The 15,941-nt window shown below is 40.5% G+C and carries 9 protein-coding genes and 3 tRNA genes; 3 read left to right on the forward strand and 9 right to left on the reverse strand.

Annotated features, from left to right (window positions below; translation table 11 throughout):
• Positions 1-15 precede the first annotated feature (15 nt).
• The 5 genes from H8R91_RS07940 to nifJ all read right to left on the reverse strand — a co-directional run bounded on the left by H8R91_RS07940 (position 16) and on the right by nifJ (position 5,759).
• Complete coding sequence (locus H8R91_RS07940; RefSeq protein WP_022235332.1) at positions 16-756, reverse strand: septum site-determining protein MinD; 741 nt, start codon at positions 754-756, stop codon at positions 16-18.
• Between the two features lie 876 nt (positions 757-1,632).
• Positions 1,633-1,720, reverse strand: a tRNA-Leu gene (locus tag H8R91_RS07945).
• Between the two features lie 8 nt (positions 1,721-1,728).
• Positions 1,729-1,803: transfer RNA gene (locus H8R91_RS07950), tRNA-Glu, on the reverse strand.
• 3 nt (positions 1,804-1,806) lie between these two features.
• Positions 1,807-1,883: transfer RNA gene (locus H8R91_RS07955), tRNA-Met, on the reverse strand.
• A 315-nt stretch (positions 1,884-2,198) separates the two neighbouring features.
• On the reverse strand, positions 2,199-5,759 hold the full coding sequence (gene nifJ / locus H8R91_RS07960; RefSeq protein ID WP_186935548.1) for a pyruvate:ferredoxin (flavodoxin) oxidoreductase: 3,561 nt from the start codon (positions 5,757-5,759) through the stop codon (positions 2,199-2,201).
• 505 nt (positions 5,760-6,264) lie between these two features.
• Here nifJ and H8R91_RS07965 point away from each other — a divergent pair.
• The 3 genes from H8R91_RS07965 (at position 6,265) to H8R91_RS07975 (ending at position 11,574) form a co-directional block, all read left to right on the forward strand.
• The gene (locus H8R91_RS07965; protein ID WP_279287582.1) at positions 6,265-9,171 is read left to right on the forward strand and encodes an acyl-CoA dehydratase activase; all 2,907 of its coding nucleotides are present in this window, start codon (positions 6,265-6,267) and stop codon (positions 9,169-9,171) included.
• A gap of 26 nt (positions 9,172-9,197) precedes the next feature.
• Complete coding sequence (locus H8R91_RS07970) at positions 9,198-10,499, forward strand: 2-hydroxyacyl-CoA dehydratase (protein ID WP_186935550.1); 1,302 nt, start codon at positions 9,198-9,200, stop codon at positions 10,497-10,499.
• Between the two features lie 250 nt (positions 10,500-10,749).
• Positions 10,750-11,574 carry a DUF2238 domain-containing protein gene (locus H8R91_RS07975; protein WP_186935552.1) on the forward strand — a complete coding sequence of 275 codons (825 nt, stop codon included), beginning with the start codon at positions 10,750-10,752 and terminating at the stop codon, positions 11,572-11,574.
• Positions 11,575-11,774: 200 nt separating this feature from the next.
• Here H8R91_RS07975 and H8R91_RS07980 read toward each other — a convergent pair whose 3' ends face one another.
• The 4 genes from H8R91_RS07980 to H8R91_RS07995 all read right to left on the reverse strand — a co-directional run bounded on the left by H8R91_RS07980 (position 11,775) and on the right by H8R91_RS07995 (position 15,745).
• Positions 11,775-12,524, reverse strand: coding sequence for a DUF6273 domain-containing protein (locus H8R91_RS07980; protein WP_186935553.1), 750 nt, complete (start codon positions 12,522-12,524; stop codon positions 11,775-11,777).
• 12 nt (positions 12,525-12,536) lie between these two features.
• A complete protein-coding gene (locus tag H8R91_RS07985) occupies positions 12,537-12,998 on the reverse strand; it encodes an AAA domain-containing protein (protein ID WP_186935555.1) in 462 nt (153 codons plus the stop codon).
• Between the two features lie 149 nt (positions 12,999-13,147).
• Entirely contained in the window at positions 13,148-14,329 is a 1,182-nt protein-coding gene (locus tag H8R91_RS07990) for a DHHW family protein (RefSeq protein ID WP_186935557.1), read from the reverse strand.
• Positions 14,330-14,350: 21 nt separating this feature from the next.
• Positions 14,351-15,745 (reverse strand): MBOAT family O-acyltransferase, encoded by a 1,395-nt coding sequence (locus H8R91_RS07995; protein ID WP_186935559.1) that lies wholly within the window; start codon positions 15,743-15,745, stop codon positions 14,351-14,353.
• Between the last annotated feature and the right edge of the window lie 196 nt (positions 15,746-15,941).

A 15,941-nucleotide genomic window follows, 5' to 3' on the forward strand; every position in this document is an offset into this window, starting at 1 on the left:
TATATATTAAAAGGCTTATCCTTTAAACGCCAAGGGAACTCTCTGCCCCTCAAGCCTTCGTGCCAGACAATCGAAAACCGATGCTGCGGCACTCCAGTTAAGCCCTGCAACTCCACGCTGCATAATAACTGATATTCTTATGTCAAACGGTACAAGTGCGATAAGTTGAGTTTGTACCGCATCAATAACTTCGTCAAGGTCGGCATAAAAACCGAGCTCGGTAAAAGTTTTTCTGTCAAAGCGGTTTATAACAAGCCTTTGATTTTTTATACCCAAAGCGTCAAGCTTGTTTTTCACTTTTAATCCGCCTCTTACGCTTGTCGGCTCTGCGTTGGCTACAATAAGCGCCCTGTCGGCGGGCGTAGCAGCTGTAACAAAGCCCGAGCCGATGCCTGCGGGTGAATCAATAATAACAAAATCATAGTCAGCTTTTAATGTATCGACAAGCTGACGGAATACCCCGGGACTAAGCTCGTTATCGGTGTCAAAAGGTGCCGCCATAAGATAAAGATTCTCATTGTTTTTGCTTTTATAAACTGCGTCTGTAAAAGAACAGTTACCGCTTACGGCGTCTGCCGCATCAAAAACAATGTCGTTTTCCATATCGAGCATAATATCAAGACCACGCATACCGCAGTCGCAGTCGATAAGCAAAACTTTTTTGCCCTGTTTAATAAGGGCAACCGAAAGGCAAATGCACACTGTTGACTTTCCCGTGCCTCCTTTTCCGGAGGCTACAACTATAACATTATCCATAATACATACTACCTCTGAATTATTCTATCATATTTTTGTCAAAAGAGCAATAAAAGTAAGTAATTTTATCAAACAAAAATTATATAGACTTTTTATGCAAAATATATAATTTTATCGTTATACTTTTTAGGTTTTTACATTTTTACCATAATTTAATGGTAAAATTATACTAAATTATCGTTTGATTTTTTCTGTTATAAAATCTCTTGCGAATTTACAGTCCGTTATTTTAAATGCAAGTACAGCTTGTATGTAATTCTTAATTGCTCCGTATTCGGTTTTTATGTAAATAAAAATTTTAAAAATGCAGTTTGTTTTTAAATTATATCACCTTTTGCCGTCAAAACAAGTATTATTTTGGAAGCGATAAATTTTTCGGCAAAAAAGATTTCAGCTATATGCTTATGCGGCAAAAATCACTGCTTTTTCAGGTATATACAAAATCCGCAGCAATTTATTTATCATTTTCCGCACGAAAAAACAGCCCACATTTGTGAGCTGTTCCGAAGTATAGTTTAGCATATATTAAGCAGGTTTTGTAACATTCCCTGTGAGTCAACATTAATTGTAGCTGTGATTGTCTTTGTGGTTTTGTCGCCGGTGAAATATACAAGTTTGTAGGTTGCTGTGCCCGCTCTTTTGCCTGTAAGATTAAAGGTATACTTGTTTGTCTTAAAATCGTAATTTACATTAATCTTTAAAAAGGTTGACCAAACTTTTATAATTGATTGGCAAATAAATTTGCTAAGCCTTAATTTATTAATGTTATCTCAACATTTAAGACAGAACAAATAAAGCCACTTTAACAAGCCGTATCTTAACTTAATTTTTATAAAAGCGAAAAGGTCTATTGTCTTACGACAATAGACCTTTTCATGGTGCCGGTGACCGGACTTGAACCGGTACGGTCGCAATGACCGAGGGATTTTAAGTCCCTTGTGTCTGCCTATTCCACCACACCGGCTAATTGTTTGGTGACCCGGACGAGAATCGAACTCGTGTTACCGCCGTGAAAGGGCGGTGTCTTAACCGCTTGACCACCGGGCCGTATGGTAGCGGAAATAGGACTTGAACCTACGACACCTCGGGTATGAACCGAGTGCTCTAGCCAGCTGAGCTATTCCGCCATCTGTTCGCCAACATCAAATCAGCAAGATAGATTATAATATAACAGCCCCGATTTGTCAAGGGTTTTTTAAAAGTTTTTTGAAATTTTTTAATTTTTTTCAAAAAACTTAAAAGCATCTGTATTTTACTGCTTTTTTCGTGAAGAAAAACACAGAAAGCAACGGTTGCTGTCGTTTTAATACATATCTTTACGCTGTTTTTATTGTTAGCCGATAAATAATTTTTATTCTTAAAAATAAAATCAGTGCGGTTGCCCCCTACTTTTAAAGCAGGGAGCAACGCAAACTTATTAAATTTTAATTTATTTTACCAAATTACTCTGCATCCGGAAGACTTGCAAGTTTTTCAAGGTGAGCGTACTTCTCTTCTGCAACCTTTTCAGCCTTAGCAAAGAGCTGTTCTGCTCTTTCAGGGAATGAACGGGTAAGTGAGTTATAACGAACCTCACCCATAATAAAGTCACGATAAGAAGCGCTTGGAGCCTTGCAATCGAGCATAAACGGATTCTTGCCCTCATCGGCACGGCGTGGGTCATAACGGAAGATATTCCAATAACCTGCCTCAACAGCCTTCTTCTCTTCCTGCTGAGCAATGCTCATACCGCCCTTAATACCGTGGTTGATACATGGAGCGTAGCAGATAACAAGTGATGGGCCGTTGTAGCTTTCAGCCTCTACCATAGCCTTGAGAACCTGATTATTGTCAGCACCCATTGCACACTGTGCTACATATACATAGCCGTAGCTCATAGCGATAGCGGCAAGGTCTTTCTTCTTAACAGACTTACCTGCAGCGGCAAACTGTGCAACAGAACCTACAGGAGTAGCCTTAGAAGCCTGTCCGCCTGTATTTGAGTAAACCTCTGTATCGAATACGAGGATATTTACATTTTCGCCTGATGCGATAACATGGTCAAGACCGCCGAAGCCGATATCGTAAGCCCAACCGTCACCGCCGAAGATCCACATTGACTTCTTAGCAAGTTCGTCTTTGTCGATAAGTGTCTTCTTGGCAAGTTCGCCAACCTTAGCGTCATCAACATTCTTTTCAAGCTCTGCAATAAGTGCGTCTGTTGCAGGACGGCTTGCGGTTGAATCGCAAACTGTGTCAAGGTAGTTCTGACAAGCTGTCTTTAACTCGTCGCTGTCTGTATCTTTCTGAATATTCTGAACATACTCTACAAGTCTGTTACGGATAGCTTTCTGACCGAGAGCCATACCAAGACCAAACTCAGCATTATCCTCAAAGAGTGAGTTCTGCCAAGCAGGGCCAAAGCCTTTCTTGTTCTTTGTGTAAGGTGTTGCCGGAGCAGATGCACCCCAAATTGATGAACAGCCTGTTGCATTGGCAATGAACATTCTGTCACCGAAGAGCTGTGTAACGAGCTTAGCATAAGGTGTTTCACCACAACCTGCGCAAGCGCCTGAGAACTCAAGGAGTGGCTGCTTAAACTGGCTGCCCTTAACTGTAGAGAACTTAAACTTAGCGGCTACTTCAGGCTTTTCGTCAAGAGTTACCGCATAATCAAATACAGCCTGCTCTGCACGCTGGCTGTCGATTGACTTCATTGTAAGAGCCTTTTCGCCCTTCTTGCCCGGACATACATTAGCGCAAGCGCCGCAACCTGTACAGTCAAGTGTAGATACAGTCATAACAAACTTAAGTTCCTTAAGACCAATCATAGGAATGCTCTTTGTGCCCTGTGGAGCAGCAGCAAGCTCGTCCTCTGTCATAGCAACAGGACGGATTACAGCGTGAGGACATACGATAGCACACTTGTTACACTGAATACAGTTGTCTGAATTCCACTCAGGAACATCAACTGCGATACCACGCTTTTCATAAGCGGCTGAACCGTTAGGAGCAGTACCGTCAACATGGTCCATAAATGCAGATACAGGGAGCTTGTTGCCCTTGTACTCATTTACAGGCTTGAGGATACCGTTTACATACTCAACGAGTGCGCCCTCGCCCGGAACTACATCGCTTGCCTTATCGTCAGCGGCATTTGCCCAATCAGCAGGAATTTCAACCTTCTTGAGGTCTTCCATACCACGATCAATAGCTGCGTAGTTCATATCTACGATAGCCTGACCTTTCTTCATATATGACTTCTTAGCGGCAGCCTTCATAAGCTCCTTAGCCTTTTCGGCAGGAATGATGTCTGCAATCTTAAAGAAAGCTGACTGAAGAACTGTGTTAATTCTGCCGCCAAGTCCGATTTCCTTACCGATCTTAATACCGTCGATTGTGTAGAAATTGATATTTCTTGTAGCAAGAATTCTCTTCATCTTGCCCGGAAGTCTTTCTGAAAGCTCTTCAACATCCCAAGGACAGTTGAGGAGGAATGAACCGCCTTCCTTGAGGTCGTCAACGATGTCGTACTTGTCAACATATGATGGGTTATGACAAGCAACGAAGTCAGCCTTAGAAATGTAATAAGTTGATTTGATAGGCTGATTACCGAAACGCAGGTGAGAAACCGTAAGACCGCCCGACTTCTTTGAGTCATAAGCAAAGTAGCCCTGAGCGTACATATCGGTATTGTCGCCGATAATCTTAATTGAGTTCTTGTTTGCACCTACTGTACCGTCGGCGCCAAGACCCCAGAACTTACATGAATGTGTACCCTTTGGAGTTGTGTCAGGGTTTTCAACAATCGGGAGTGAAAGGTTTGTAACATCATCAACAATGCCGATTGTAAATCTTCTCTTAGGAGCGTCGCTCTCAGCGTTTCTGTAAACAGCAATGATGTCGGCAGGAGTTGTATCCTTAGAACCAAGACCGTATCTGCCTGTGTAAACCTTTACGCCGGCAAAGTCAGAACCGTTGATAGCAGCAAGAACATCAAGATAAAGAGGCTCACCGATTGAACCAGGCTCTTTTGTTCTGTCAAGAACAGAGATAGTTTTAACTGTCTTAGGAAGCTCGCTTAAGAGATAGTCTGCAACGAAAGGTCTGTAAAGGTGAACCTTTAAAAGACCAACCTTTTCGCCTGCTGCGTTGAGGAAGTCTACAACCTCTTCTGCACAATCACATACAGAACCCATAGCAACGATAATGTGCTCTGCGTCCTCTGCGCCATAGTAGTTGAACGGCTTGTAGTTTGTGCCGATCTTCTCGTTTACTTTGTTCATATATTCAACAACAACTTCGGGTACTGCATCGTAGTACTTGTTGCAGGCCTCTCTTGCCTGGAAGAAGATGTCGTCGTTCTGAGCTGTACCTCTTGTTACAGGGTGCTCAGGGTTAAGTGCTCTTCTGCGGAACGCTTCTACTGCGTCCCAATCAAGCATATCTGCGAGATCCGCATAATCCCACTCTTCAATCTTCTGAATCTCGTGAGAGGTTCTGAAACCGTCAAAGAAGTGGAGGAAAGGAACTCTGCCCTTGATAGCCGAAAGATGTGCAACGGCAGCAAGGTCCATACATTCCTGTGGGTTGTTTGAACAGAGCATTGCATAGCCTGTCTGACGGCAAGCATAAATATCTGAATGGTCACCGAAAATTGAAAGAGCGTGGCTTGTAAGAGCACGGGCAGATACATGAATTACGCCCGGTAAAAGCTCGCCTGCCATCTTGTACATATTCGGAATCATAAGAAGCAAGCCCTGTGAAGCTGTGTAAGTTGTGGTTAAAGCACCGGCTGCAAGCGAACCGTGAACCGCACCGGAAGCACCGCCTTCCGACTGCATTTCCGTAACCTGTACTTCTCTGCCGAAAAGGTTTTTAGTGCCCATTGCCGAGAACTTGTCGGTAAGGTCAGCCATTACGGAAGAAGGTGTGATAGGATAGATAGCAGCAACATCTGTAAACGCATAAGAAACATGAGCAACAGCGCTGTTACCGTCCATAGTTTTCATTTTTCTTGCCATTGGAATTGTCCTCCTTAAAGTATGTCAGCGACAACACCGTTTGCCGCATTTAATACAATTTTTAAAGATACATACTGTATCATAATAAATTTTAACACTTAAATGTTAATTTGTAAAGAGGTTTTCAACAATAACGCATATGTTTTCGCCCGATTTTTCTAAAACTTTACCAAATATTTTAAATTTCCGCATAAAACCGAGTTTTTCGCCGATTAAGGTGATTTTTCGACAAAATAAAAGTTTGTTAATTGCCATAAAACCGTAAAATTCGTCAATAATTTTTATACGCAAAAAATTGTTATACATACATTATGCGAAAATTGTATTATTTTGGCAAGAAAACATACAACTTAACGGCTGATATTTTTGTAAATAATAGTCATTTTTATTAAAGAAATTATATTGCGATTAAAGAATTAAAATTAAATAAAAAAAGCGTATAATAGTTTGGATAATCAATTGACATAATATGACTTTATATAACTTTATAAGGCACGGAGGCAGTATGTTGAAATTAGGACTTGACATTGGCTCAACTACAATAAAATGCGTTGTTTTGGACGAAGAAAATAAAATTATATACAGCACCTACGAACGACATTATTCTCAAATAACCGAAAAAATTGCCGAAATTCTCGCAACTGTACGCAGTAAGGTAAAGGGTGTTGAAAACGCAGCCGTTGCGCTTTCCGGTTCTGCCGGTATGGGCGTTGCGGAGTCAAGCAACATTGACTTTGTGCAGGAAGTTTACGCAACAAGAGTTGCTACAAATACATTTATTCCGGGCACAGATGTTGTCATTGAACTCGGCGGTGAGGACGCAAAAATTCTGTTCCTCACAAACGGTCTTGAAGTGCGTATGAACGGTACCTGTGCCGGCGGTACGGGTGCATTCATCGACCAGATGGCAACACTGCTCAATGTTCCGCTTGAAGATCTTGACGAACTTGCAAAGCAGTACGAAAAAACATACACTATCGCATCACGCTGCGGCGTATTTGCAAAGACGGATATTCAGCCTCTTTTAAACCAAGGCGCAAGAAAGAGCGATATAGCCGAAAGTATCTTCAACGCCGTTGTAAGCCAGACTGTCGCAGGTCTTGCACAGGGACGAGAAATCGAAGGTCAAGTTGTATATCTCGGCGGTCCTCTCACCTTTATGAGCGAGCTTAGAAACTGCTTTGACAGAACTTTAAACACAAAGGGTATATGCCCTGAAAATTCACTTTACTTTGTTGCCTGCGGTGCGGCACTTTGCGCCGAAAAAACAATTGACTTTGACAAGGTAATCGAAGAAGTAAAAAATTACCGCGGAAGCGGCAACTTTGCCTTTAACCCTCCGCTTTTCAAAGACGAAGAAGATTACAAAAAATTCTCTGACCGTCACGCAAAAGCAACCGTTCTGCAAAAGGAACTTAAAGGCTACAAAGGCAAGGCTTATGTGGGTATGGACGCAGGCTCTACCACCGTTAAGGGCGTTGTTCTCAACGACGACGGCGAACTTCTTTATTCAAAATATCTTCCGTCAAAAGGAAATCCCGTAGAGATTATCAAAGGTTTTCTTGAGGAAGTCTATGCAATCAACCCCGAAATCAACATAGTTTCTTCTGCCGTTACAGGTTACGGCGAAGAGATTATAAAGAACGCTTTTGATGTTGACTACGGCATAGTAGAAACAATTGCGCATTTCACTGCCGCAAAATACTTTATGCCCGATGTTGAATTTATCATCGACATCGGCGGTCAGGACATCAAATGCTTTAAAATTCACAACGGCGCAATCGACAACATCTTCCTTAACGAGGCTTGTTCTTCCGGATGCGGCAGTTTCTTGCAGACATTCGCAAACGCTCTCGGTTACGAAATTGCCGACTTTGCAAAGCTCGGACTTTTTGCAAAGCGCCCTGTTGACCTCGGTTCGAGATGTACGGTATTTATGAACTCAAGCGTTAAACAGGCTCAAAAGGACGGCGCAACAATCGAGGATATTTCCGCAGGTCTTTCCTTAAGCGTTGTAAAGAATGCACTCTACAAAGTTATCAGAGCGTCAAGTCCTGACGAACTCGGCAAAAGAGTTGTTGTACAGGGCGGCACATTCCTTAACGACGCCGTACTCCGTGCATTTGAGCAGGAAATGGGCGTTGAGGTTGTTCGACCTAACATTGCGGGTCTTATGGGCGCATACGGTGCGGCGCTATATTCAAAAAATAAATCAAAAGGCAACGGCAAGAGTAAACTTGCAAATAAAGAGACTCTCAAAAACTTTGTCCACGATATAAAGGTAACAAACTGCGGTATGTGCAGCAACAACTGCCGACTTACAATCAACAGCTTTGGCGGTGGCAGAAGATTTATTGCAGGCAACCGCTGCGAGCGACCGATTACAAAGAAATCTCAGTCAAACGAGCTTAATATGTACGCTCAAAAGCTGAAAATGCTTGAGGAATACAAGCCTGTTGAGGGACTTCGTGGCAAGCTCGGTATGCCTATGGCGCTCAATATGTTTGAAATGTACCCGTTCTGGTACAGATTCTTTACAGAACTTAAGTTTGAAGTGTTCCACTCACCGTTCTCGACAAGAAAGATATATCAGCGCGGACAGCAGACAATTCCGAGTGATACAATTTGTTTCCCTGCAAAGCTTGTACACGGACACATTCAGACTTTGATTGACGAGGGAGCAGAAACTATTTTCTACCCTTGTATGTCATACAACTTTGACGAACACCTCGGCGATAACCACTACAACTGCCCTGTTGTTGCATATTATCCGGAAGTTATCAATAACAATATGAAAGATGTGCAGAAAATCTGCTTTATAAAGGAATATTTCGGCGTACATATGCCAAAGCATTTCCCACAAAAGGCATATGAGGCACTTTCAAAATATTTCCCCGATCTTACACTTAACGAGGTAAGAAAGGCCGCAAAACTTGCTTATGACGAACAGGATAAGTACAGAAAAAAGGTAATCGCAAAGGGCAACGAGATTATTGAAAAAGCCGAAAAAGAGGGCAAAAAGATAATGGTGCTTGCCGGCAGACCTTACCATGTAGACCCCGAAATCAACCACGGCATTGATAAACTTATTTCAAGTTTTAATGTAGCAATCGTCAGCGAAGATGTTGTATCTCCGAGGGTTGAGAAATTCCACACCAATGTACTTAACCAGTGGACATATCATTCAAGACTGTACGCTGCCGCTAAGTATGTTACAACAAGAAAGGATATGGAGCTTATACAGCTTGTTTCCTTTGGCTGCGGCGTAGATGCCATTACTACCGACGAGGTAAGAGAAATTCTTGAAAAAGAGGGCAAAATCTACACACAGATTAAAATTGACGAAATCACAAATCTTGGTGCAGTTAAAATTCGTATCCGCAGCTTGCTTGCTGCTATTGACAACGATTAACCACCGTTTGAAAGGTTGTGCTTTAAATGGCTGAACTTAAATATGACAGCAAAACAGGTCGTTTGCTTTTTACAAAAGAAATGAAAAAGGAATACACAATCCTTATGCCGAATATGGCACCTATTCATTTCAATATACTTCAGAATGTTTTTAACTACTACGGCTACAAGTCGGAACTTCTCGACACCTGCGGCCCTGAAATTGCACAGACAGGTCTTAAATATGTTCATAACGACACCTGTTACCCTGCTCTCCTTGTAATCGGACAGTTTATACACGCTTTACAGAGTGGCAAATACGATGTGCATAAAACAGCGCTTATGATTACCCAAACAGGCGGCGGCTGTCGTGCCTCAAACTATATCTTCCTGTTAAGAAAAGCGCTTAAAAAAGCAGGTTTTGAGTTTGTACCCGTAATCTCGCTTTCTTTCGGTATGGAAAAGAACAGCGGTTTTTCGCTCACACTTCCGCTTATCAGAAGATTTGTCGGCGGTCTTGTTTACGGCGATCAGCTTATGCTCCTTTCTAACCAGACAAAGCCTTATGAGGTAAATAAAGGCGAAAGTATGGCGCTTGTTGCCGATTGGAGCGATAAGATTTCTAAAATGCTTATCGAGGGCAACGGCTATACGCTTGAAGAAATTGACGAAAATCTTGATAAAATCACAAAATCTTTTTCGGAAATTAAGCTTAATAAAGTGCCAAAGGTTAAAGTCGGCATCGTAGGCGAAATTTATGTAAAATATTCCAAAATGGCGAATAACGGACTTGAGGATTTTTTGGCTTCACAGGACTGCGAGGTTTGTGTGCCGGGTCTTATGGGCTTTGCTTCATTTAAGGTTGACAACCGAATTGAGGACGCCAAACTTTACGGCGGCGCAAAGATTAAATCCACATTTTGTAAAATGCTGCTTGACTACCTCACAAAACTCGAAGCACTTATGATTGAATCGGCAAAGAAATATAACTTCGTTCCGCCGCACGAATACGCTCATACAAAACAGCTTGTAAAGGGCATTATCGGATACGGTAGCAAAATGGGCGAGGGTTGGTTACTTACCGCAGAAATGCTTGAGCTTGCCGAAACAGGCTACGAAAACATTGTTTGCACACAGCCCTTCGGCTGTCTGCCGAACCACATCAACGGCAAGGGCGCTATCCGCAGAATCAAGGAAGTAAACCCGAAAGCAAACATTGTTACAATAGACTACGACCCGGGTGCGCCAAAGGTAAACCAGGAAAACAGAATCAAGCTTATGCTTGCTGTAGCAAAAGAGGAACTTAATAAAGAGCTTGCCGAAAAACAGGACGCAGAGCAAAAATCTTAACAAAAAGCAGTCCGAGAATAAATAAATCGGACTGCCTTATTTTTAGATTCCTTATCAAAAGTCGGAGTAAATTTGATTTAGCGCACGAGTTAAGCGAAATGATTTAAAAATTTAGGTCAAACCTTTATAATTGCTTGGCAAAACAGCTTGCTGAATAATATACCCAAAATTTAAAACAGAATCTTTTTAGAAAATAAACATCAACACTTACATATAATAATGTATGACAAAATTTTAAGAGGTGAAACGAGTGAAAAAAAATAAAAACAAGGCACAAAAGGCAAAAAAGCCGCATACTTTGCTTATCAGTGTTAAGCAAAACAAGGAGCTTACCGCACTTTACTTTATACTAAGGCTTGTAATTATATTTATATTTGTTCTCAACATCATCCGCGGCAAATACGAAAGCGCAATGACTTGCGGACTTACATTTATACTTATGTTGATTCCGTCGTTCATTGACCGCAGTCTTCACATAGAACTGCCGAGCGTGCTTGAAACCTTTATGATACTGTTTGTATTCTCGGCAAATATTCTCGGTGAAATCGGTTCATTCTATGAAAAAATACCTTTTCTCGACACAATTCTTCATACGCTGAACGGTTTTATCTGCGCAGGCGTGGGATTCGGACTTACCGATATTTTGAACCGCAGTAAAAAGGTTAAATTTAACCTTTCCCCTATTTTCGTATGCCTGTTTTCGTTCTGCTTTTCAATGACGGCAGGTACAGTTTGGGAATTTTTCGAGTTTGGTGTTGACACTTTTCTCGGCAAAGATATGCAGAAAGACACAATCGTCACAACAATCAACTCTACCCTGCTTTCGGGCAACGATACAAACGCCGTTACCCATATAAGCGGAATAGCATCTACAACCGTAAACGGCAAAGACCTCGGCATCAACGGCTACCTCGACATCGGTCTTATTGATACAATGAAAGATTTGATGGTAAACTTTGTCGGTGCAGTTGTTTTTAACGGACTCGGCTTTATTTATCTCAAGAACAGAGGCAAAAAAGCAAGTTTTTTAAATAACTTTATCCCGAAAAAAGCCGAAGATATTACAGAAGAATAAGTTTAACAATCAAAAATCCGACAGTAGTAAAAACTATTGTCGGATTTTTTGTTGTATCCTAATTATTGGTAATATTGATAAATTATGACTTATCAAACTAAGTAATAAAATGTAGCCATTTAACGTTTAGATAGCACAGGCAAATGAATTTCAATAATTCTTTCAAAATAACATAATCACTTTAATATAAATAAGTTATGTTATTTTAAAATATATCTGCCCTCTTCTTTATATATTTCTTGCTTACCGTCAACACAAAATGCTGGCCTGATGCCATTCATATTGCATGCATTCGTGCTTCCAATTTCACCTTCCGGTCCTACTGCATATACACAAGAATCATATGTAGAATCCGCACTTCTTAACCACCAACTTACAGTAAACTTTCCATTATTCATAGTAGCAAAACGATTCTTATTATCTTTAAAATACAACAATGGCACCCCTTCAACTCCGACATGCCCATTTTTTTTATATCGAAGTTCAGTAAAAGACAACAAAAACACTTTTCTTACAATAGTTATCACGCTATCATCTATTTGATTCAAGCATCGTTCATCTAAAATCTCTATTTCCGAATCTTGAATTAAGCAACGAGTTTGAATAGGTAAATTATCAAAAAACTCTCCCATTAAGTAATTATCAATTTCGCTTTCTTCATAGTAAGCCGAATAATCACTAACTCTTCTATTCTCTGGAAGAATTTCTTTTCTTAACAAAAGTGTTTTACCATTATAATCATTAGTTAATACAATATATGGAACAAATCCTGTTTTTTCTTCAATATATATGATTGGTTCAATTTTACATTTTTCAGAATACGCCAAATCACTTATTGTATTATATTCCTCGGTTACTGTTTGTCTTTTACTACAAGCATTTAATAGAACTCCAAGAACAATTGCTAATACTACTACTTTTAATACTACTTTATACTTTTTTCTGAACACTTATGTGGCTCCTTAATTTCTCTGCTTTTTACGTCTTATTTTTGTAAATGCCATACACATCACTATACTTACCATGATTACAGCCATTAGGCTCCAAAATCCAACTGCAGATTCGTCTCCTGTTGAAACAGATTCTATCTTTTCTCCTCCATTTTCATTTGTTTCCGAACCAGAATTGTTACCTGTATTATTATCTTTTCCCGAATCAGGATTTTCTGGGTTCGCTGGATTTTCTGGTTGAATATCAACAAATGTCAGGGGCTGTGTGCTTTGAGATACTGTTTTAATTTTCAGTTTATTATTATAATATTTTTTATTGCTGAAATCTATTATAGCTTTATTACAGCGATAATGATAGCTTAGCAAAATCTCGTTACTTTTTGTATCACTTTTGTTTTTATACTCTATATAAAGCCACTTGCCCTCATGAATAGCTTTAAATATATTTCTTCCTACGCTGTTAATTACCCTCACCGCCTTTAGTTCTTATATTTCACTGAAATCATTATAGCATAAATATTTCATAAAACAACAATTTTATACTAAAAATATTAAAATTTATCCACGCAAAAATAAACACCCGACTAAAAAGCCGAGTGTCAATTTTACCGCTATTAATCATTTTACGACAGCCACGCAATGTCGGTATCGGTTGCAAGGTTATCTATGCCGTAGAGCACCAGGATATTATCGGGTTTTTCCTGCTGTGCAAGTTCTGAAATGCTGTTTTTGTAATAACGCATATCGACGAGTATTACCTCACTGTAATTTTCTGCAAGGAACGGCGCAAGACAATGTGAAAAGCTGTCCTTTACAAGGATAATTTTTCCTCCTGCGGCATTTGTATTCTTAATTCTTGTCATTGCGTGGTTTCCGTCTATGAATACAGGGTATTTATCGTCCTCTTTAAGATGATTGTAGAAATACATTGAGTGGTAATCCTGTTTTTCGTCGCCCTCAATAATCTCTACGCTGATATTCTTTTCGGTGTTATTTTTATTGTTCCAAATTTCAATGGTATCCGGCTGTGTGAGCCAAAAACCGCTTGTTGAATAGGTTGTGCCGTAGAAATCGTTGTACTTTTCGACCGTAAACAGGCTCTTGTCGGCAGGGGTTATTCCGAGCGACTTGCATATTTCCGTATAACCCGTATATGCACCTGCCGTTGTCCAATGATGGTCGGTTTTGTAGTAAAGCTGCGTGCCGTTTGCATAGGCATTTTTGAATGCGGAACGCAAATCCACAAAATCCGCACCGTTTTCGGTAAGCACTTTCTGTGCGTTCTCGATTTTTTCGTCATCTGTATATGTATCGTGAACCGCAGGAAGAACATCATTTGCGATGTAGCCTGTTGAAGGCACAAGTGTTACCGTTACGGGAACATCGACTGATTTCGCAAAATCTGCAATTGTCTGCACATTGCTCTCAAGTGTGTCGGTATCAAGTATCGGCTTATTTATAAGGTAGCCGTTCTTACAGTTATACACTCCGTCAGCACCGTTGTTGCCAACCGAAAGATTAAAGTATGCGTTTGCGCCTACCCATTGGGTACGCATAGGAAAATGGTCGGCAAAATATTTTTCAAAATCAGTGCCGAATTTGCCGTCAAGCACAGAATTTACCGACACTGTCGGAAATTTCTGCAAATATCTCTTTTCGCTTGAGCTGTAATCTGCTTTTGGATTTATCAAAAACCAAATTGCAAAGCCGAATATAAAAAGTATAAACACAAAGCTCGGCAGATGGCGGCAGACAGGCTTTGATGATTCCATATGTTTTGCTGAATGTTTTGCTGCATATTTCATAAAGACTCTCCTTTCCTGCCGTTAAAATCTGAAATATAGGAACGGGTTATAGCTCTGATTTACAAGCGAGGCTGTGCAAAGTACAAGCACAATTGCAACAAATGCGGTCTGAGCAAAACCGATATACTTTGTATTCTGTACCTTTGCATAAAGCTTTGCCGCAAGCGGTGTGCTTGCAACAGCCGCTGCAATGATAAGCGGCAAATATGAAAGTATAAGATTTAAAGCCTGCTCTCCGCAGATACCGTTGCCGAAGTTAAACAAATCTCCGAGGAATGTACCGAGCTTGCTCATATCTGTAAAGTAGAAAAGTCCCCAGCCGATAACTACTATAAACATTGTGTAGATATGCTGAATTGCCGACGGCAGTTTGTCGAGAACCTTTTTGAAAACAAATTTTTCAAAAATAAGCAAAACGCCGTAGTAAAGTCCCCACAATACAAAGTTCCATGACGCACCGTGCCAAATACCCGTAAGTCCCCATACGATAATAAGGTTAAGTATCTGTCTTTTCGCACCTTTTCTGTTACCGCCGAGCGGAATATAAACATATTCCTTAAACCATGTTGAAAGTGAAATATGCCATCTTCTCCAAAATTCCGTAACGGATTTAGAAATGTACGGGTAGTTAAAGTTCTTAAGAAACTCAAAGCCGAGCATATTGCCGAGACCGCAAGCCATATCGGAATAGCCCGAAAAGTCAAAATAAAGCTGAAAGCTGTAGGCTATAATTCCTACCCAAGTGCCGACAACGCCGTTCTCGTCAGTGGTAGCAAACATTGCCGTGCTAAGATTACCCATCTGATTTGCAATCAAAACTTTCTTGCCAAGACCGATTATAAACAGATTTACACCCTTTGTAAACTCGTCCAAGGTTTCTTTTCTGTTTGTGAGCTGTTCGGCAACATCACGGTAACGAACGATAGGACCTGCAATCAACTGCGGAAAAAGCGCTACATATGTACCGAAGTTAATCGGATTTTTGGATACGGGCGCATCGCCTCTGTAAACATCAATTACATAACTCATTGTCTGGAATGTATAGAAGCTGATGCCGATCGGCAAAGAAATCTGCGGAGTCGGCAGATTCAGGAACGGCAGCATATTAACGGTTTCCACAATCATTCCCGTGTACTTAAACACCGCAAGTGTACCTATGTCGATAACGCAGGTAAGTATCAGCACAAGTTTCCGCTTTTTCGGGTCATCTTTAAATTTATCTACAAGGTATCCGCCTATGTAGTTTACGGCTATGTTTATGAGCATAAGCACGATAAGTTTCGGCTCGCCCCAACCGTAGAACAAAAGGTTTATAAAGAACAGAAAAATGTTTCTGCCTTTTCTCGGCACAATGTAATATATGAGCAAAGTAAGCGGCAGATACGCAAACATAAATACAAGGCTTGAAAAAACCAATCTGTATACCCCCAAATATTCTATAAAATAAGTGCAAAATCAAGCGTTATATATCCTTTTTAACCTGACAATTCATTGCTCTGAACGCAATATAATAATTGTCGGGATTTGCACACCATAAAATACCCTCACCGCTTTTGGTGAGGGCGATTACTGTTTATTTTACATTATTTTTATGGTACAGTCAATGAAATTA

This window comes from Ruminococcus intestinalis, from assembly GCF_014288065.1.
Taxonomy (GTDB): domain Bacteria; phylum Bacillota; class Clostridia; order Oscillospirales; family Acutalibacteraceae; genus Ruminococcoides; species Ruminococcoides intestinale_A.